The sequence below is a fragment of the Deinococcus sp. Arct2-2 genome, from assembly GCF_004801315.1.
Classification (GTDB): Bacteria; Deinococcota; Deinococci; order Deinococcales; family Deinococcaceae; genus Deinococcus.
Genome location: NZ_SSNW01000006.1, coordinates 38,251 through 55,288, shown reverse-complemented (window position 1 = coordinate 55,288; position 17,038 = coordinate 38,251). Strand labels below are relative to the sequence as shown.

18 protein-coding genes are annotated in these 17,038 nt (G+C 62.0%); 11 read left to right on the top strand and 7 right to left on the bottom strand.

Features of this window, described 5'->3' with window-relative positions; genetic code table 11:
* The first annotated feature begins 1 nt into the window (after position 1).
* From E7T06_RS04520 to E7T06_RS04510, 3 genes are all read left to right on the top strand, one after another.
* On the top strand, positions 2 to 487 hold the full coding sequence (locus tag E7T06_RS04520) for an EVE domain-containing protein (RefSeq protein ID WP_136364643.1): 486 nt from the start codon (positions 2 to 4) through the stop codon (positions 485 to 487).
* A gap of 351 nt (positions 488 to 838) precedes the next feature.
* Positions 839 to 1,537, top strand: coding sequence for an FAD-dependent thymidylate synthase (gene thyX / locus E7T06_RS04515; RefSeq protein ID WP_136364642.1), 699 nt, complete (start codon positions 839 to 841; stop codon positions 1,535 to 1,537).
* 146 nt (positions 1,538 to 1,683) lie between these two features.
* On the top strand, positions 1,684 to 2,295 hold the full coding sequence (locus tag E7T06_RS04510) for a 1-acyl-sn-glycerol-3-phosphate acyltransferase (protein ID WP_240740844.1): 612 nt from the start codon (positions 1,684 to 1,686) through the stop codon (positions 2,293 to 2,295).
* A 60-nt stretch (positions 2,296 to 2,355) separates the two neighbouring features.
* Here E7T06_RS04510 and E7T06_RS04505 read toward each other — a convergent pair whose 3' ends face one another.
* The 6 genes from E7T06_RS04505 to E7T06_RS04480 form a co-directional block, all read right to left on the bottom strand.
* Positions 2,356 to 2,841, bottom strand: coding sequence for a DinB family protein (locus E7T06_RS04505; protein WP_136364641.1), 486 nt, complete (start codon positions 2,839 to 2,841; stop codon positions 2,356 to 2,358).
* Positions 2,842 to 2,900: 59 nt separating this feature from the next.
* Positions 2,901 to 3,287 carry a large conductance mechanosensitive channel protein MscL gene (gene mscL, locus E7T06_RS04500; RefSeq protein ID WP_136364640.1) on the bottom strand — a complete coding sequence of 129 codons (387 nt, stop codon included), beginning with the start codon at positions 3,285 to 3,287 and terminating at the stop codon, positions 2,901 to 2,903.
* A gap of 136 nt (positions 3,288 to 3,423) precedes the next feature.
* Complete coding sequence (locus E7T06_RS04495; protein WP_136364639.1) at positions 3,424 to 4,974, bottom strand: DUF512 domain-containing protein; 1,551 nt, start codon at positions 4,972 to 4,974, stop codon at positions 3,424 to 3,426.
* 286 nt (positions 4,975 to 5,260) lie between these two features.
* The gene (locus tag E7T06_RS04490) at positions 5,261 to 6,004 is read right to left on the bottom strand and encodes a Sir2 family NAD-dependent protein deacetylase (protein WP_136364638.1); all 744 of its coding nucleotides are present in this window, start codon (positions 6,002 to 6,004) and stop codon (positions 5,261 to 5,263) included.
* 27 nt (positions 6,005 to 6,031) lie between these two features.
* Positions 6,032 to 6,583: an RNA 2'-phosphotransferase gene (locus E7T06_RS04485; RefSeq protein ID WP_136364637.1), complete on the bottom strand. Its 552-nt coding sequence runs from the start codon at positions 6,581 to 6,583 to the stop codon at positions 6,032 to 6,034.
* A gap of 277 nt (positions 6,584 to 6,860) precedes the next feature.
* Entirely contained in the window at positions 6,861 to 9,665 is a 2,805-nt protein-coding gene (locus E7T06_RS04480) for a DUF937 domain-containing protein (protein ID WP_136364636.1), read from the bottom strand.
* A 313-nt stretch (positions 9,666 to 9,978) separates the two neighbouring features.
* Here E7T06_RS04480 and E7T06_RS04475 point away from each other — a divergent pair, with 313 nt between their 5' ends.
* Genes E7T06_RS04475 through E7T06_RS04465 form a run of 3 tightly spaced genes read left to right on the top strand, consistent with a single transcriptional unit; the run spans position 9,979 to position 12,247 of the window.
* Positions 9,979 to 10,860 carry an NAD(P)-dependent oxidoreductase gene (locus tag E7T06_RS04475; RefSeq protein ID WP_136364635.1) on the top strand — a complete coding sequence of 294 codons (882 nt, stop codon included), beginning with the start codon at positions 9,979 to 9,981 and terminating at the stop codon, positions 10,858 to 10,860.
* Positions 10,857 to 11,273 (top strand): RidA family protein, encoded by a 417-nt coding sequence (locus tag E7T06_RS04470; protein WP_136364634.1) that lies wholly within the window; start codon positions 10,857 to 10,859, stop codon positions 11,271 to 11,273. The genes E7T06_RS04475 and E7T06_RS04470 overlap by 4 nt, the downstream gene beginning before the upstream one ends.
* Positions 11,270 to 12,247 (top strand): aldo/keto reductase, encoded by a 978-nt coding sequence (locus E7T06_RS04465; protein WP_136364633.1) that lies wholly within the window; start codon positions 11,270 to 11,272, stop codon positions 12,245 to 12,247. The genes E7T06_RS04470 and E7T06_RS04465 overlap by 4 nt, the downstream gene beginning before the upstream one ends.
* 650 nt (positions 12,248 to 12,897) lie before the next feature.
* On the opposite strand, the gene E7T06_RS04460 is transcribed toward E7T06_RS04465, so the two are convergent.
* On the bottom strand, positions 12,898 to 13,602 hold the full coding sequence (locus tag E7T06_RS04460) for a HepT-like ribonuclease domain-containing protein (RefSeq protein WP_136364632.1): 705 nt from the start codon (positions 13,600 to 13,602) through the stop codon (positions 12,898 to 12,900).
* A gap of 197 nt (positions 13,603 to 13,799) precedes the next feature.
* Here E7T06_RS04460 and E7T06_RS04455 point away from each other — a divergent pair, with 197 nt between their 5' ends.
* The 5 genes from E7T06_RS04455 to E7T06_RS04435 all read left to right on the top strand — a co-directional run bounded on the left by E7T06_RS04455 (position 13,800) and on the right by E7T06_RS04435 (position 16,817).
* Positions 13,800 to 14,639, top strand: a complete 840-nt coding sequence (locus E7T06_RS04455; protein WP_136364631.1) for an IS5 family transposase — start codon at positions 13,800 to 13,802, stop codon at positions 14,637 to 14,639.
* Positions 14,640 to 14,748: 109 nt separating this feature from the next.
* Positions 14,749 to 15,132 carry a 4'-phosphopantetheinyl transferase superfamily protein gene (locus tag E7T06_RS04450; RefSeq protein WP_136364630.1) on the top strand — a complete coding sequence of 128 codons (384 nt, stop codon included), beginning with the start codon at positions 14,749 to 14,751 and terminating at the stop codon, positions 15,130 to 15,132.
* An 83-nt stretch (positions 15,133 to 15,215) separates the two neighbouring features.
* Positions 15,216 to 15,695: a hypothetical protein gene (locus E7T06_RS04445; protein WP_136364629.1), complete on the top strand. Its 480-nt coding sequence runs from the start codon at positions 15,216 to 15,218 to the stop codon at positions 15,693 to 15,695.
* A 76-nt stretch (positions 15,696 to 15,771) separates the two neighbouring features.
* On the top strand, positions 15,772 to 16,254 hold the full coding sequence (locus E7T06_RS04440) for a winged helix-turn-helix domain-containing protein (RefSeq protein WP_136364628.1): 483 nt from the start codon (positions 15,772 to 15,774) through the stop codon (positions 16,252 to 16,254).
* Between the two features lie 53 nt (positions 16,255 to 16,307).
* Positions 16,308 to 16,817, top strand: coding sequence for a transposase (locus E7T06_RS04435; protein ID WP_240740843.1), 510 nt, complete (start codon positions 16,308 to 16,310; stop codon positions 16,815 to 16,817).
* Positions 16,818 to 17,038 lie beyond the last annotated feature (221 nt).

The window sequence follows — 17,038 nt, the reverse complement described above, 5'->3', positions numbered from 1 at the left end:
TATGCTCTACTGGCTTCTAAAATCTGAACCCGACGTGTTCGGCTACCCCGATTTGGTGCGGGTGGGCAAAGAGCCTTGGAACGGCGTCCGGAATTATTTGGCCCGCAACTATTTGCGCCAAATGGGGGCAGGCGACCTATGTCTGTTCTACCACTCCAACGCCAAGCCAAACGGCGTGGCAGGCGTGGCGCGGGTGGTGCGGGCGGCTTACACCGACGACCTGCAATTCGACCCAGAAAGTGCGTACTGCGACCCCAAAAGCTTGCCCGACAATCCGCGCTGGAGCATGGTAGACGTGTCGCCCGTCGCGGCTTTCCCAAGCCTGCTGACGCTGGACGCCCTGCGAGGGCTACCGGAATGGGCCGACTCGCCCCTGACCCAAAAGGGCACGCGCCTCAGCGTGATTCCGGTGACGGCGGCGCAGTTTAAGGCGGCATTGGAAGCGGTGGGATTAGAGTTGGAGGAACTGAACGCGCCCTCCACATGAATGCCAAATAGTGTCATTTACCCATGCCCACCCGCATGCCTTGTCACGGTCTTGTCAGAGGCGGCGGCGCACACTGCAGGCATGGAACTGCTGCTGGCCGCCTTGGTTATCACCACTTCACTGCTGATCGCCTCGCAACAAGAGCGTCCCAAGCAGGTGCCTGTGCCGGTGCGTGTTTCCAACCGTCCCAAACGCTGAAGTACCCCCTTTAGACCTTCCACGGCGGGCCAAGCCTCCGCCCGCACCCTAATTGCCCCGCCTGCCCTCTCCTCCTCCGGGGCAGGCGGGTTTTTGTGCTGTGTGAGGAACCCGGAACCTTATCCGGCGTGCGGGCGCTACAGTAACGCCGAGATGACAGACGCCCGTACCCTTTACCCCCTCGGCGACCAATTGGGCAGCGTAACCCTGATTCAGCACGCGGGCGACGACAAAATGATTGCCAACGCCGCACGCGTTTCGTTCGGCGGCGACAGCGACGCGCCCCTGAATGCCCGCGACGAAAAGCTGATTCGCTACCTGCTGCGGCATCAGCACGGCTCGCCTTTTGAACACAACATGATTACTTTTAAAGTGATTTGCCCGATTTTTGTAGATCGGCAATGGGTTCGTCACCGGGCCGGAGTCTCCAAAAACGAAACGTCGGGCCGTTATGTGGAGCAGCAGGAGCGTAATTTTCAGCCCCCTAGCTTCCGGCGGCAGGCTCCCAGCAACCGCCAAGCCAGCGTAGAAGACGACGGCACGCTTGATCAGACAGAGGCGGCGCGGGTGTGGGAGGAAGCGTGGAAGGCAGCTTACGGCGCGTACCAGACGCTTCTGGGCCTCGGCGTGACGCGGGAGCAGGCACGGGGCGTGTTGCCGCAAAGCTTGTATACGGAGTCGTATTACACCTTCAATGTGCGGAGTTTGCTGCACTTTATCGGCCTGCGCGACCACGAGGGCGCACAGTATGAAATGCGGCTCTATGCACGCGCCTTAGCAGAGTTGGCCGAGCCGCTGTTTCCCGTGACCTTCCGCGAATGGCGGGCGTTGGTGGCCGAGCAAGCGCATTGAGTCAGGTAGTGGGCGGTAAGCAGTAGAAAAGGTGTGCTGGCCGCTTGATCTCTGGTTTGCCCGAGTAATCAACTCTCAGCGCCGCAATAAATGAACTGCGTCTAGGTAGGTCTGCGGTCAATAGCCCCCCGCCTATACTGCACAGCGTGTCTGTTCTTTGGTTGAATCAGCGGCCTACCGTCTGGTCGCGTCTGACCTCGTTTGCGCTGCGTGCGGCGGGCTGGGAATCCCTGATCGCGCCTCCACCGGGGCCAAAATTTGTGGCTGCTGCCGCTCCTCACACCAGCAACCTTGATTTTTTTCCTGCCCTGCTGTGGCGTTGGGGAACCCGGATTCCGGTGCATTGGGTGGGCAAAAAAGAACTATTCCAGTTTCCGCTGGGGCTGTTTATGCGGGCGGTGGGCGGCCTCCCGGTCAACCGTCAGCGGGCGGGCGGCAATTTTGTGGATGCCGTGGTGGCCCTGATTCACAGCCAAAAAGAAATCGTATTGGTGGTGGCCCCCGAAGGCACACGCAAACGCGGCCAGTACTGGAAAACCGGGTTTTATTACATGGCGCTGGAAGCGGGTGTGCCGCTGGGTGTCATTGCGCTGGACTGGCAGCACAAACGCGTCGGTATCATCGGTTACGTGACACCCACAGGCGATATAGACGCCGATTTTGCTGCAATCCGCGAGATGCTCAAGGATGTGCGGGGCCGCGTGCCTGCCTTCGAGACGCCGATTGTTCCCCGGCCTAAAGACGCGGGTAAGGCTTAGCCAGACGGACAGTACAAGGGGCCAACCTAAGCTCAGGCTGACCCCTGCTAGCCGCTGAACTCAGCCCAACTTGACGAACATTGGCGGCTTGATGCCGATCATGCGGGCCATCATCCACACCTGACCTTTGTGGTGTGCTTCGTGCGTGATCAGCATGTCTACGAGGACGGCAATCGGCATTTCGCGGCCCCCGAATGCGGTCACGCGGCGGCCCAAATCTTCGTTGCTGAGGGCACCAATAGCGCTCAGGGCGGCGTCGGTGGTGTGCTGAAGGCGGGCACGGGCGGCGGGCAGATCGGCGCTGGGAGCAGGCAACGCGCCGGGAGCCTCACCCTGCAACATCGCCAACATGCGCTCGCTACTGCCCGACAAGTGGTCGGCCAACGCCACAAAGCTCATGCCGCCTTCCCACGCCGCAAACTGGGCCTGATCGTCGGGCAGTTCAGCGTACAAGTCCATCAGGGCGGCGCGGTGGCCGTGCAGGGCGCGGGCCAACAGAGCGGCGCGGGACGGAGCGGCGGTGGGTGCAGAAGTAGGCGCAGTCATGGGCACACAATAGAGCCGCGCCGCCCACGACAACAGGGGCGGCGCGGCAAAAACGGAACCTAGAGCGGGCGATTCCTAAGCGCGTCACGGATTTCGGCCAATAGTTTTTCTTCATTGGTGGGTTCGGCCACAGCAGGCGTTTCTTCACGCTTGGCCCGTTCCAACATCCGGGTAAACGGCGTAATGACAAAGAAATACACCACCGCCGCCGTAATGATGAAGGTCAACAAGGCCGTCAGGAAGGTGCCGTACTTGAAGATGCTGCCGTTGATACTGAAGGTCAGCGCATCAAAGTTAGGCACGCCGCCGAAGATGCCGAGAATGGGCATGACCACACCTTGCGTAAAGGCGGTGACGACACCAGCAAAGGCTGCGCCGATAATCACACCGACGGCGAGGTCAACCAAGTTGCCGCGCATCAAGAATTTCTGGAATCCACTGAACATGAGAATAATCTTACACTTATTGGGAGGAAACTTGAAGGGTAGTCAGTAAATTGCTGTACGACAAGCAAGTGGGCGACAAGAAGACTGAACTTCCTGCCGCCCACTCCGTTTGCTTTCGGTTCAGCACTCAGAGACTTTAAGCCTGTCCGCGCATCCCTTGTTCGGCGACCTGAATCTGTACAGAATCAGCCTTGCCACTGTCCTTGACGGCGTGGGCGCTCATGCCCCACTGATGGCCGCTGCTGGTAGCCGCACTGAGGATCACGCGGGCCAACTCACCTAGCGTGGCCCCGCCCGCCTGCACGTCCATCTTAAATTCCTTGCGGAGTTCCGTCAGGCTGGTGTCGTCCAACATCAGTTCGGTGCCGTAGCGCAGCGTGGTGGGCGGCACCAACAGCAAGTCGGCCTCTCCGGGCTTGACGGCGTGCCGGAAACAGCGCCCGGTCAGCAGGCCCGCCACCGTCGTTACCTTGCCGAAGGTCTTGTTTTCCACGGCCCGCACTTCCAGCGTCAATCCTTCAATGGCCCGCAGCGGTTCTACGGCCAAATCCAGCGACTCGGCAAATAGTGCGCCAGTGGCGAGAATCACGCGCTTGGGGGCGGGCAGAGCAGTGGGCAATTCGGCGTCCAGCCCGCCCGTCAGGAAGTCGCGGATCATGCCCACGCCGTTTTCCAGCATCGGGAAGCCTTCGTATTCTTCCTCGCTGGGCAGCGGTTCTCCGGCCAACAGGTACAACTCGTCAGACGGAAAGATGAAGCGTGTGCCGCGCTCGTTCAGAAACTTCTTGCGCCAGATATTCAGGCGTTTCAGGCTGTCCTGCGCGTCTTCACGGGTAAACGTCCGCACATCGGGCAGGTTGGTACGGTGCGACGTCAGGCCAATCGGAACCACCGCCGCGCTCAGGACGTTGGGGCGGCTCGACAGGTACTCCACCGTATCGTCCAAATGCTCGCGGTCATTGCGCCCCGGCACCAGCACGATCTGGGTGTACAGGTCGATGCTTTCCAACCGCTCGATCATGCCGCGAATCTGCACGGCCTGCGGGTCTTTCACCTTCAGTTTCCACCAACGCATCAGGTCTTGGCGGAGTTCCTGATTGGCCGTATGCACCGACACGTACAGCGGCGACAGGTTCTCATCCAGAATCCGGTTGATGTCGCCTTCGGTGAGGTTGGTCAGCGTGACAAAGGAACCGTAGAGGAACGACAGGCGGTAATCGTCGTCCATGATGTAAAGGCTCTTGCGGAAGCCTCTGGGCATCTGATGCACGTAGCAAAAATCGCACTTGTTGGCGCACTTCTTGATGCCGTCGAACAGCACTTCCTCGAAGTCTAGGCCGGGGTCTTCCCACTCCACATCGAAGAAGAACGTTTCGCCTAGCCCCGGCTCCTGCGGCATAAACAGGCGGTGATGATCCTGCGCCGTGCCGGGAACGCCGGTCATGACTTGGGGGGCAGCCACCGGGCGGGCCATTTCCAGCGTCGCCTTGCCCTGCGACAGGGCGTGGCGGTAGGCCAGCACATCGGTCACGGCGGCCCCGTTGACGCGCAACAAAAAGTCGCCGGGGCGCACACCGGCACGCTCGGCAGGACTGCCCGCCTCGACGGTTTTGACGGGTGCGGGGTAGAGTTCTTCCGGTGTCAGTGGCGCTGGGTTGTGCAGGTCATTCGAATTGGCGACGGTCATCTGTTCTCCCTTCGGACTAGATCAATCCCTTCCGGCAGTGCCGTACCGGGCCGCCGCGAAACAGGGCAGCTTAACAGAACGAGGGGTGCTTGGGTGTGATGTGTGTCCCGGTTGGGGCGAGTCAGAAAGATAGCCTCACTGTTGCTCTCGCAGGGTGAAATTGTGGGTGAACCCCCCGTTGCTAGCGCAACGCCCCCCCTTAGAGGGGAGGACAAATGCTGTTGCGCTCCCCTTAAGGGGGGCTGGCTGCGAAGCAGACTGGGGGGTTCACCTTCCACCTCAATCCCTACCCCACCCCCATCAGCCGCCCCAGCCCACTGGAGGCCAGATCGCGCAGGCTGAAATCCATCTGAGAGGTCAACTCCGTGTCTGCCGTATTGATTTCGATGACCACGCCGCCACCTTTCTGGGTATGGCGGGCCAGCCCTGCCGCCGGATGCACAAGGCCACTCGTTCCCAAAATCAGCGCCACTTCTGCTTCATAAAACGCGACTTGGGCAGCTTCCAAGTCGGCTGGAGCCAGATATTCACCAAACCAGACGATGTGGGGACGCATGCGGTTTCCGGCAGGCGAGAGGGGCGGCGTGACCAGATCGGCGGGGGCGGGCAACGCGAACACTTCGCCCGTGACCTCATCGCGGGCGCTGGCAAGGCTGCCGTGTAGTTCCACCATCTGCCCGCCGCCTGTGCCGCTGCCTGCGCGGGCGTGTAGGCCATCTACATTCTGGGTGGCGAGGAAAAAACCTGCACCCTTTTCACGTTCGAGCTGTGCCAGCAGGGTATGTGCGGCGTTGGGCCGGGCGTTGGTCACATCGGCGTAGCGGCCCGCGTACCACTGCCACACCAATTCCGGGTCGCGGAAGTAGGCTTCTGGACTAGCCAAGTCTTCGGGCCGGAACCGCGCCCAATGTCCGGTTTGGGCGTCGCGGAAGGTGGGAATACCGCTCTCGGCACTCACGCCCGCTCCGGTCAGGACGGCCACCCGGCGAGCAGAAGCGAGGGCGGCGCGGGCCTGATCTAGAGTGAGCATAGGGCGGATTATTTCACGGCTGGCGGCTCAGCCCTGCGGAAACTCCACGAACTGGGGCGGCACATGTTCGCTGAGCCACACGCCGTTGGCGCTGACATAGAACAGGTGTCCGGCGGCGTGCATCTGGCTCGCCCGAATGGTCAGAACGACAGGAGAGCCGCGTCGAGCGCCAACTTTAGTCGCAGTGGCCGTGTCGGGCGAGAGGTGGACGTGGTGGCGGTTCATGGGCTTCAGTCCAGCGGCGCGAATGGAAGGCAGCGCGGCAGGAAACGTGCCGTGATACAGCACGGCGGGCGGCTCTGTGGGCAACAGATCGAGGTCTACGGGGACACTGTGGCCCTGATTGGCCCGAATCCGCTCACCCTCCAGACTGAACCGCTGTTTGTCGCTGGCGGCCACCACCCGCGCCACCTGTTCACGGCTCACGCCCAGATGCGCCAGCACAGGCGAAAGCGGCACCCAGCCCCCCGGCTGGAGCGTCAGGCCCGCCTCATGCGGCGCGTGCCGCAGCAAATACGACAGTTGGTGCGAGAGTTGTTTATCTGAAAGGTGTTTGTCGGAGAGGGGTTTGTTGGTCATGGGTTCAGTGTGCAGAAGTTGGGCGCAAGATGCATCTGCCGCGTGGCGGGACATGGGTAGGCCGGGTGGCGCAGTCAACCATCATTCTGAACGGCATAAAAAACCGCCCCCCGGAAGGAGCGGTGTTGGTGTTTTGATTTGGTAGGTAGAGCAATCGCTGTCGCTCACTCCCCCCACCCCGCTGCTTTCGCAGCGCCCCTCCCCCGCAAGGGGAGAGGGAGGAAAACACAGTCCAAAGCCGTGCTACACAGTCTTCTGGCCCTTAGACTCTTAGACTTTACTGCGCAACAGTCAACTTGACGGTGCTCAGAGCTTTGGCGCTGGCATCACCCAAAGGACGAACCTCGTAGGTGACGGTACCTTTGCCGGGGCGACTCTGGTAAGCCCAACCACAGCTTCCGTCGAGCTTGATGTCTTTGGTGCCGATCAGGCGTTCGCCACGTTTGATGGTCACGCTGTAGCCGGTGCCGCCGCCCACGCCGCCAAAGCGGAAGGGTTCTTTGACGGTTTGGCCGTCGGTGATGCTGAGGGTGTAATCCTTGGTGCAGACTGCGGCAGCGCCACCAGCAGAGGCGGTAGCAGCGGCGACAGTGGCGCTCACGGTGGTCAATTCGGTGCCGTCGCTGGCCTTCACGGCGTAGGTGTGTGCGCCTTCGGCGGGGCTGGGCACGTCTTTCGTCCATGTACCATCTGCGCCGACAGTCGCGCTGCCGAGGCTGACGCCGTCTTCAAAGACTTCTACGCTTGCTCCGGGCGTGCCCTTGCCGCTGAGGGCAAAGCCGCCTGCGGGCAACTTGGCGTCGGCAGCGGGGGTGGTGATGGAAAAGTCGGCGGCAGCAGGAACCGTGCCAGCAGATGCAGCAGCATCAGGAGCGGCGGTCTCCGTGTCAGCTTCGGTGCCAGTTCCGGTTTCAGTTGCTGCCCCAGCTTCCCCAACAGTGGCGCTCAGGGTGGCAAGTTCGGTGCCGTCGCTGCCCTTGACGGCGTAGGCCCGCGCTCCGGCAGCCGCGCCCGTCACAGGCAATGTCCAGTTTCCATCCGCGTCTACCGTCACTTTGCCTAGGCTGGTGTCGCCGTCGAACAGTTCGATTTCTTGTCCAGCCGTGCCTTTGCCGCTCAGGGCAAAGTCTCCGGCGGGAAGGGTTGCGCCCGCAGCGGGTTCGGTAATGGAGAAATCGCCTGTAGCAGCGGGAGTGCTGCCCGCAGGATCAGTGGCCGCACCGTCTGCGATGTTGACCTTGAATTCACTCTTGGCCGCGCTGTCTGCACCCGTGAGGCTGTAGGTATGCTCGCCCACGGTAGGTGCGGGAATGTTGGCCGTCCAATTGCCGTCCGTACCAACCGTCGTGGTGGCAACTTCTTGGCCCTGATCGGCAATGCTGATCTTGTCGCCCGCTCTGCCCGTGCCGCTCATGGTGAAGGCGGCGGCAGGCAAAGTGGAATCCGAGGTGGGGTTGGTGACCACGATGCCGCCCGCTGCGGCGCTGGTGGTGGTGCCTGTGGTGGCCGCAGGCTTACGGTTCACCAGCCAGCAACCGCCCAACAGGAGGAGGAGCGCCAGAGGAATGAGCCACCAAGGAAAGCCGCCGCGTTTGCGCTCGGTTTCCTTCACCACCACTGGGGGTGCCGGGGGCGTGACTGGGCGAGGAGGCACGGCAGCCGCATTCACCGATACACGGGGCGCAGCGGCAGCCACTGTGGTTGCCACTGCACCTGCACCCAGCAACCCACCCAAGCTGGAGAGGCCGGAAGGCAGCAAGCCCGCCAAGCTGCCGCCCATGCCACCCAGCAGGCCGGAGAATGCGCCCGCGCCGACGCCGCCTGTGCGGGCACGGTTGCCCAGCAAGCCCAGCACGAGTGGCGTCAGGATCGCCAAGAGCCGCCCAGCGTTCGCGCCGCTACCGCCCAGCGCCGTACCGAGTTTTCCGGTCACGGCTTCCACGTTACCGAAGAGTCCGCCCAGCAGCCCGCGCCCCTGCCCTTCCATGCGGGCAGTTTCGGCGGCGTCGTTCAGCAGGTTGGTGTTCAGGGTGCCGTCGGCTGCGGCGAGGTGACCCAGCGGGCGGGCCATGTTCAGCACGTCGTTTGCGCCCGATTCGGTGCGGCCCTTATTGACGAGGGCATTCAGCACGAGGGGCAACGCGGCGAGGGTGGCGCGGCTGGCCGTACTGCCGCCAAAGCCCGCCGATTTGCCCACTTGCTCGGCCACCGCAGGCGTAAATTGGCCCTTGATAAAGTCCAGCAGATTGCCGGAAGTGAGGGCGGCTCCGGCCAATCCCGCGGCCCCAGCAGCGGCCATTCCACCGATTGCGCCGAGGTTGGGCTTAGGCAGGTCAGGCGTGGCGATGTCGGTGGTGCCCAAGTTGATTTTGCCCAATTCCGGCACTTTCACTTCGGGCTTGCTCAGTTCCGGGAGACTCAGGTCAGGCTTGCTCAGTTCGGGCAATTTCACTTCGGACAGACCCACTTCCGGCAACTTCACTTCCGGCTTGTGCAGTCCGGCAGCCAACGCCCCGGCTCCGGCCAATCCAGTCGCCAATCCTGCGCCAATCAGCCCAGTTCCGGTAGCGCCCAGACCTGCGAGGCCCGCCAAGCCGCCCTTCATTCCCGGCAGCATGGTGGCTACGTTGCCCGCATTCAGGCCGCGCTGGCCCAAAAAGCTGAGCAACAGCGGCAGCGCCATTTGCATCAGGCGTTGTGCGCCGCTGTACAAGCCGCCGATGGCCCCAGCGTCGGTTTGGCCCACGCTGAGTTTGGCGGCTACCGTCTGCACGATCTTGTCGGCAGTTCCGCCCAACAGCACAGGCGAGAGCATTTCTCCGGCCCGCTCTAGGTTGCTGGCTCCATCGGCGTCGTTCAGGGCGTCCTGCACGCTGGCAAACCGGGGCAGATTCTGCACAGCTTCTACGACTTGCTCGCGGCCTTCAGAGGAAGCGGCGTGATCTACGAGTGCGTCGAGTTGTAGCGGCAAACCCTCGTGCAGCGCGGTGCGGGCCTGCTCTGGCGAAAGCTTGACGGCGCGGGCCAACTGCTCGGCAGCACCGTCGCCAAAATAGCTTTGAATCTGATCGAGTAAAGTCATAGAGTTCTCCTGTAATACGGGTCAAGTCGTGAGGGACAGTAGAGGTGAGGCCAGAAGGATGACCGAAACGAAGCGGATGTCGAACGGCCTAGATTGTAAAATATTTCACTGTACCGAGTATAATTGACCACCCAATCCCTAAAGGTTCGTCAGGAAAATAGGGTGGGCAGCGATCAGAGAAAACGGGCCAAGCTCGTTCACCGTACTGCCCACCCCTGCGCGGCTTGCACATGCAGCCATAAGCGATTGCTTAGGTTTGCCGGGGTCGGCCTGCTAGAGACACAGGGGGGCTTGACACGGCAGGATAGAAGGCATGAGTGCCCCCAACGATCACCCCCATCAGCTCAACGATCAGACCAGCAACCAGCCCCGCCGAATCCTGATCACCGGAGCTGCCGGAGAGATTGGCCGCGCATTGAGGACAGGTCTACGCGACTTTTTGGCTGATGCCCAGACCGTTTTGCGCCTCACCGACGCCCGCGATCTCGGCCCCGTGCAAGCTGGAGAAGAAGTGCAGCAAGCCGACTTGACCGACCTTGCCGCCATGCAAGCGGTGATGCAGGGTGTAAACGCCGTAATTCATTTGGGCGGAATTGCCGACGAAGACCGCTACGAGCGCATCCGGGACGTGAACATCGACGGCACTTATCATGTGCTAGAAGCGGCGCGGCAGGCGGGCGTGCGGCGTGTAGCCTTTGCCAGCAGCATTCACACGGTGGGAATGTATCCGCGCACGCCCATTGGCCCAAGCGTGCCCGTGCGCCCCGACACCCATTACGGCATCAGCAAGGTGTACGGCGAAGCACTGGGCCGCATGTACGCCGAAAAATTCGGGCTGCAATTCGTGTCGGTGCGGATTTGCTCGTTTCAGAAGGAACCACAAGACGCCCGCCACCTCTCGACTTGGCTGTCTCACCGCGACGCCGCCCAACTGTTTGCCCGCGCCGTCACCGCACCTTCCAGCGCCCTGCCAGACGGCTTCCGAATCGTGGCAGGCATCAGCGCCAACACGCGCCGCTGGATGACCGACGAAGGCTGGAGGGAACTGGGCTACGCGCCGCAAGACGACGCCGAAGCTTTTGCGGACGCGGTAGGCCACATTCACGGCGACCCGGCAGACATCACCGAGCAGCGGCAGGGCGGGATTTTTGCCGCGCCGGACTACGTGGGCTTGGCAAGTCAGGAGCAGAAATGAAGCCCCAGCACACGGAACGGATTTCCAGCGGCAGCCCTTGGGAAGACGTGGTGGGCTATTCGCGGGCGGTGCGGGTGGGCCAAATCGTGCATGTGGCCGGAACCACCGCCACCCTGCACGGCGAGGTTCAGTGCGTGGGCGACGCGGCGGGCCAGACCCGCGTGATCCTGAATATCATTCGCGCGGCGCTGGAACGCCTCGGCGGGCGTATGGAAGACGTGGTACGCACCCGGATGTACGTGACCGATATAGGGCAGTGGGAAGCAGTGGGCCGCGCACACGGCGAGGTGTTTGCCGACATTCGCCCCGCCGCCAGCATGGTGCAGGTGGCCGCCCTGATCGACCCGGAACATCTGGTAGAGATTGAAGCCGAAGCGATTTTGCCGCTGCCGAGCGTGGATTCTGTCCTATGAATGGTATCGAAACCCGCCTGCTGGGAGCCGATCCGCCCACCGTGACGCGCCTCGGCTTAGGGTTGGCGGCACTGGGGCGGCCCGGTTACATCAACGTAGGACACGGGGCCGACTTGGGTGCCGAAAAGTCGGTAGAGGCGATGCGGGCCAACGCTCACGCCATGCTGGACGAGGCTTGGGCGGCAGGCATCCGCTACTTTGACGCCGCCCGCAGCTACGGACGCGCCGAAGAATTCTTGGGCAGTTGGCTTGAAACCACCGCCCACGCCGCCACCGTAGGTAGCAAATGGGGCTACACCTACACCGCCAACTGGCGCACCGATGCCGACCAGCACGAGGTCAAAGACCACACGCGGCCTACGCTTGAGCGCCAGTGGCCCGAAACGTTGGCCGCCCTGCGCCGCACGCCCGACATTTATCTGATTCATTCGGCCACGCTGGAAACGGGCGTGCTGGACGACACTAGGGTATTGGCACGCCTATCAGAGTTGGCCGAATCCGGCGTGCGCGTGGGCCTGAGCCTCAGCGGGCCAACTCAGGCGGCGACGTTGCAGCGGGCGCTGGCTGTGCGCGTGGACGGCGTGAATCCCCTGAGTGTAGTGCAGGCCACTTGGAATCTGCTGGAGCCTTCGGCGGGCGCGGCGTTGGCACAGGCTCACGCGGCGGGCTGGGGCGTGGTGGTCAAGGAAGCCGTCGCCAATGGCCGCCTGACGGCCCGCGCCACCCTGCCCCAAGTGGTGACCGACCTGTGCGCCCGCCTGCACACCACACCCGATGCTTTGGCTTTAGCTGCCGCCCTCGCGCAACCTTGGGCCGATACCGTCCTCAGCGGCGCAACCACCCAGCAGCACCTTCGCAGCAACCTCAGCGCCCTAAATTTGGAACTGGGGCTAGGGGAGCTGAACGCCTTGCAGGACGCAGCGCAAGCTCCGGCGGCGTACTGGCAGGAGCGGGCGGGCATGGTGTGGAATTAGGGAACATCTTTCGGGAAAGTGCGGCCAGACAACCGCAGAGCGGTAGGTGGCCCTTGCCAACTGGTTTGCTTCAAGCGCATAGGGCGTGACCCAACAGAGTGGCCGAGGGAATACAAACCCAAAGAACCAGTGCGTGTAAAAACTATCCCGCCAGCGCGCAAATCTACAGTCAGACTCCCGTCGTACCACTTTGTCAAATGGAATCCAAGACCACGCGAATGAAGGAACGTCCGAAACCGCGCATAGCTCCATGTTGACACGGTTCTCGCCCATGTCGCATCGAATACCCCAGCCAATCGCAGACGGCGCTGCTTCAAATGCTGCCACTTGTACCGCAAACTGAGATAATCGAGTACACCGTCATTAAAGGTGAGTTCCAACCACTCTCCATACAACAGGATCTCAAAGGGTGGAGGTACTGCCTGTGGGTTGCTTGTGCCGTCCGGCTCGCCCACCAAATCAATGACGTTTTGCCGCGTCATACCGGGCCTGATCAATCCAAGCTCACCCCGTTCAAGGAAACTGAGCAATGCAAGCACCTCATGTTCCGTGATCTTGCGTCGCCCTGTTGCTCGCCCTCTGGAAGCCTTCACACCAAATTTTACGCCGAACGGTCTCGGGCCACATCAGCCCACAATTCCACCTCTCCCCTACTCCTTTTCCCCCTCCGCCAACGCCTGCAATGCCGCCCGCAATCCCGGCAATTCATGGCGGGCGGTGTGCCACAGCAACTCGGTATCTATTCCAAAATAGTCGTGTGACACGAGATTACGGATATCGCGCAGCAGCACCCACGGCACTTCCGGGTGCGTGTCCTGAATCCGCTGCGGAATGAATTTGGTGGTCTCCCCTAAGCGGGCGAGGTTGTGCAGCACGGCGTCTTGGGCCTGTTCGTCGGCCAGAAAGGTGGTCAGCGTGTGCGGGAACGTAAAACGCTCGACGCGGTCTAGAGCCTCCAGCAGATCGAACACCCGCCAACGCCACCGCTTCACGCCCACGCGGGGCGGAGTGGGCAGCCCAGCATTCATCACATCCACGCAATCAGCCAAAATCTCACGCCTCAGCGCAGGCTTTAGGCCGCCCTCGGTCAGCACGTCCACGCGGCGTTCCAGCAAATCTTCGAACAGGTCTTTGACGCGCATGAGTTGGAGTAGGCCTGCTGGCGGCGCAGGACTGGGCGCGAAATCCACCAGCAGATCCACATCCGAATCGTTCCGCGCCTGCCCCCGCGCCACGCTGCCGAACACCCGCACCCGCACGACGCCGAGCGCCTGCCACTGGGCCGCGTTGGCTTGCAGAATGTGGGCCACATCGTACAGGCGCAAGTCGGGGAACAAGGGGGCGGGTTGGGTCACGACTGGAGTGTAGAGGGTGGATCGTGGGAAAAGCGCGGCGGGAGAGAGCATTAACGTTCTCAGGTTTGGGTTCGGCAACCCAACTGAATATTAAATTCACATCGCCACGACGCCTGCTCCCACTCACGACTCACCCTAGAGTGCGTCTGAAAACTCTGTCATTAAGGCTAGGGAACTGCAGCGGAGTACGCTGAAGAATGGACAGAGCAGCGTACAACACGGATTTGACCGATGCAGAATGGGCGGTTCTTGCTCCATTGTTCCCACCTCCGGCGACCACAGGACGACCACGCAAGTGGTCGTTCCGTGAGATTCTCAACAGCATTTTTTACGCGGTGCGTGGTGGTCAGGCTTGGCGGCTCATGCCCCATGACTTGTTGCCTTGGGAAACCGCGTATTTCTACCACCGCGTGTGGCGACTCCAAGGCTTCTGGGAACACTTGCATACGACACTGCGGGAACAAGTGCGCGTCCAAGCTGGGCGTGACCCCACGCCCAGCGCCGCCATCATTGACAGTCAATCCACGAGAACGACCGAGGCAGGAGGCCCACGAGGCTACGATGGCGGCAAAAAGATCAACGGGCGCAAGCGGCACATTCTGGTCGATACCCTGGGCTTGGTCATGGGTGTTGTCGTGCACCCAGCCGACATTCAAGACCGCTCCGGGGCGGTCTTGCTGTTCAATTCAGTCAGGAACCTGTTCCCACGCATGAAGCACGTTTGGGCGGATGCAGGGTATACCGGGAAGCTGGGCAAAGCCTTGAAAGACGCTCTGGGCTGGGATCTAGAGATCGTCAAACACCCTTGGTCTGGGAACCTCACGACTTGGGGCCCGGTTGATCGACCGCCGCCACCGATCCACGTCCCCGCTGGGTTTGTGGTCTTGAAACGCCGATGGGTCGTCGAGCGGACGTTCGCCTGGTTCGGGAAGTCGAGACGGATGAGCCGTGATTTCGAAGCACTGGCGGAAACCACCGAAAATCTGGTCTACGAAGTGATGATTCGGCTCATGGTTCGCCGCCTCGCGACAAAGTGAAGGGAAGTCCGTACCAGACTGACTTCCCTAGCCTTCACCCGTCTTGCTGACAGAGTTTTCAGACGCACTTTAACCACTCACGGCGCGTCAGCGCCCTACACTTTCCCCAATGATTCTCGCCATAGGAAACGACCTGATCGAAGTAGAGCGCATCCGGGGCGTGCTGGCGCGGGAAGGGGCGCGGACCGAGCGGCTGTTTCATCCTCTAGAGTTGGCGTACTGCGCGGGGCTGGCCGACCCGGTGCCCAGTTTCGCGGCGCGGTTTGCGGCCAAGGAAGCCTTTCAAAAGGTGTGGCCCCGTCCGCATGGGTGGCGCGACGTGTGGGTAGAGCGCGAGCGCACGCCGGACGGCCCGTTTCCGTTTGCGCCACCTATTTTAGGCTTCGCGCCGCACATCGCTGCCGAGATGCAGGAGCGCGGCTGGGTGGCCCACCTGAGCCTGACGCACACGCGGGAACACGCGGCGGCAGTGGTCATTCTGGAACAGCGGTAAGCAAACCTTTATCACGCCGCCACACACCCCCTAATCGTCACCCCGCTGACATGACCGCCGCCCGCGAGCGCTTACGCTAGGCCATGAATCCCATTCGCCCGCACGCTGCCGGAGCATTGCTGCTGGTCTTGACGGCTACCGCGCCTGCCGAGGCCCAAAAAACGCCCGCCGCTGCCGCCCCCACCGCCGCAGAAAAGACAGCCCTGACACGCGGGCGCACTCTGATGAAAGAGTTCTACGCGGTGAAGCTGGATAATTTGTGGAACGCCTTTAATGCCGATGTGCGCGGGCAATGGGGCACGCTGGCGGGCTTCCGGCAGTTTCGGGAAACGGGCGTGCGCGACTTCGGCGCAGAACAGGAAGTGGTACGGGAACGGACGTTCACGCGGGCAGGCGTGACCTATTACATTCGCAGCGCTGCGTTTCAGAAGGCTCCCAAGTTGGTCTGGGCCTTGACGGTAGGCTTTGACAAAGCCGGGAAAATCAGCGCCTTTGGCATCGCGCTGGAGCAAGACCGGACAGAAGACCAAGTGGCGCGGGGGAGTATTGGCCGGAATCAGTGACGTGTGATGGGTGGGAAGGCGTCTAATACGGGCTCCGAATAAAAAGCTTTAGAATAGGGGGATCAAACAGACCCTCTTGACGGCCCCCCTGGCACACGATGCCGAAGTCTTCTGGCAGCTCTACACCGCGAGCTCCTGTGCCGTGGAACGGCGCAGGGCGCACTTCTTCGCGCTGCTCGCCGAAGGGCGGCGACCGAGCGAGGTCTTGCACGTGACCCGGTACAGTCAGTTCACCGCCTATGAACTCATGGCGCGGTATCGCGAGTTGGGTCTGGCGGGGCTGCGCGATGGGCGCCAGGGCAATCGGGGCGCACCACGCGTGCTGACCGCGGAGGAGCAACAAGCGCTGGCGACTCAATTGCAGGCGGATGTTGAGCAGGGCATCGTGTGGTCGGGCAAAGACGTGCAGACCTGGGTGCTCGAGCAGTTTGGTAAGACGGTGGACTTGGGCCGTACCTCTGAATTCATGCGGGCGGCGGGGTTCTCCCCACAAAAACCCCGACCCCGTCACGTGAAAGGTGATGAGGCGGCCAAAGCCGACTTCAAAACAAAGGGCTAACGGAGACGCTCCGCCGTGCGGAGCGTCTCCATCCTCGGGTGTCCCTGTGGTGCTTGGACGAACACCGGTTGGGTCTCAAACCGATTCGCCGACGGGTCTGGGCGCCCACAGGTCAACCGTTTACCTGTCCGGTCAAGCCCGCTTACGAATGGCTTTATCTGTACGCGTTCGTCAATCCAGAAACCGGCGAGAGCCGGTTCTGGCTGGTGCCCGTCCTGAACAAACAAGCGTACAGTGCCGTCATGACGGCGTTTGCCCACAGTGTCGGCGCGGGCGCCGACCATCACGTGCTCGTGGTCCAGGACGGCGCCGGTTTCCATGTCCCTGCCGAGCAGGGACAGCCCCCAGGCATCCAGACCGTCACGCTGCCCCCCTACGCCCCAGAGTTGCAGCCCGCCGAGCGGCTCTGGGCGCTCACCGACGCCACCGTGGCTCATCGGGCATTCGACACGCTGGACGATTTCTCTGACGTGCTGGCCGACCGCTGCGCCTGGCTCGAAACACAGCCGGACCTCCTCACCCAGCACACCCTCTTCCACTGGTGGCCTCTCTCAACCAACTAATCGGAGTCCGTATAAGGGTATAAAGGGTATAAGGAAGGGCAAGGGCCGAAGCGGAAGCCCGTTCCAACCAGCAACCGTCCCCGGCCCAGCACCTTAGACCCTCGACCTTTAGACCCTTAGACGCCTCTCCGTCCATCCCCACCGGACACCCCAGCACCGTACTTTTCCCCGTGCCTACCACCACACACGACTTGTTTCACCACCCAAACTGGTGAATCTGC

Coding starts and splice junctions, on each gene's coding strand:
- E7T06_RS04520 (WP_136364643.1), top strand. CDS start 2: ATGCTCTACTGGCTTCTAAAATCTGAACCCGACGTGTTCGGCTACCCC.
- thyX (WP_136364642.1), top strand. CDS start 839: ATGACAGACGCCCGTACCCTTTACCCCCTCGGCGACCAATTGGGCAGC.
- E7T06_RS04505 (WP_136364641.1), bottom strand. CDS start 2,841: ATGACTGCGCCTACTTCTGCACCCACCGCCGCTCCGTCCCGCGCCGCT.
- mscL (WP_136364640.1), bottom strand. CDS start 3,287: ATGTTCAGTGGATTCCAGAAATTCTTGATGCGCGGCAACTTGGTTGAC.
- E7T06_RS04495 (WP_136364639.1), bottom strand. CDS start 4,974: ATGACCGTCGCCAATTCGAATGACCTGCACAACCCAGCGCCACTGACA.
- E7T06_RS04490 (WP_136364638.1), bottom strand. CDS start 6,004: ATGCTCACTCTAGATCAGGCCCGCGCCGCCCTCGCTTCTGCTCGCCGG.
- E7T06_RS04485 (WP_136364637.1), bottom strand. CDS start 6,583: ATGACCAACAAACCCCTCTCCGACAAACACCTTTCAGATAAACAACTC.
- E7T06_RS04480 (WP_136364636.1), bottom strand. CDS start 9,665: ATGACTTTACTCGATCAGATTCAAAGCTATTTTGGCGACGGTGCTGCC.
- E7T06_RS04475 (WP_136364635.1), top strand. CDS start 9,979: ATGAGTGCCCCCAACGATCACCCCCATCAGCTCAACGATCAGACCAGC.
- E7T06_RS04470 (WP_136364634.1), top strand. CDS start 10,857: ATGAAGCCCCAGCACACGGAACGGATTTCCAGCGGCAGCCCTTGGGAA.
- E7T06_RS04465 (WP_136364633.1), top strand. CDS start 11,270: ATGAATGGTATCGAAACCCGCCTGCTGGGAGCCGATCCGCCCACCGTG.
- E7T06_RS04455 (WP_136364631.1), top strand. CDS start 13,800: ATGGACAGAGCAGCGTACAACACGGATTTGACCGATGCAGAATGGGCG.
- E7T06_RS04450 (WP_136364630.1), top strand. CDS start 14,749: ATGATTCTCGCCATAGGAAACGACCTGATCGAAGTAGAGCGCATCCGG.
- E7T06_RS04445 (WP_136364629.1), top strand. CDS start 15,216: ATGAATCCCATTCGCCCGCACGCTGCCGGAGCATTGCTGCTGGTCTTG.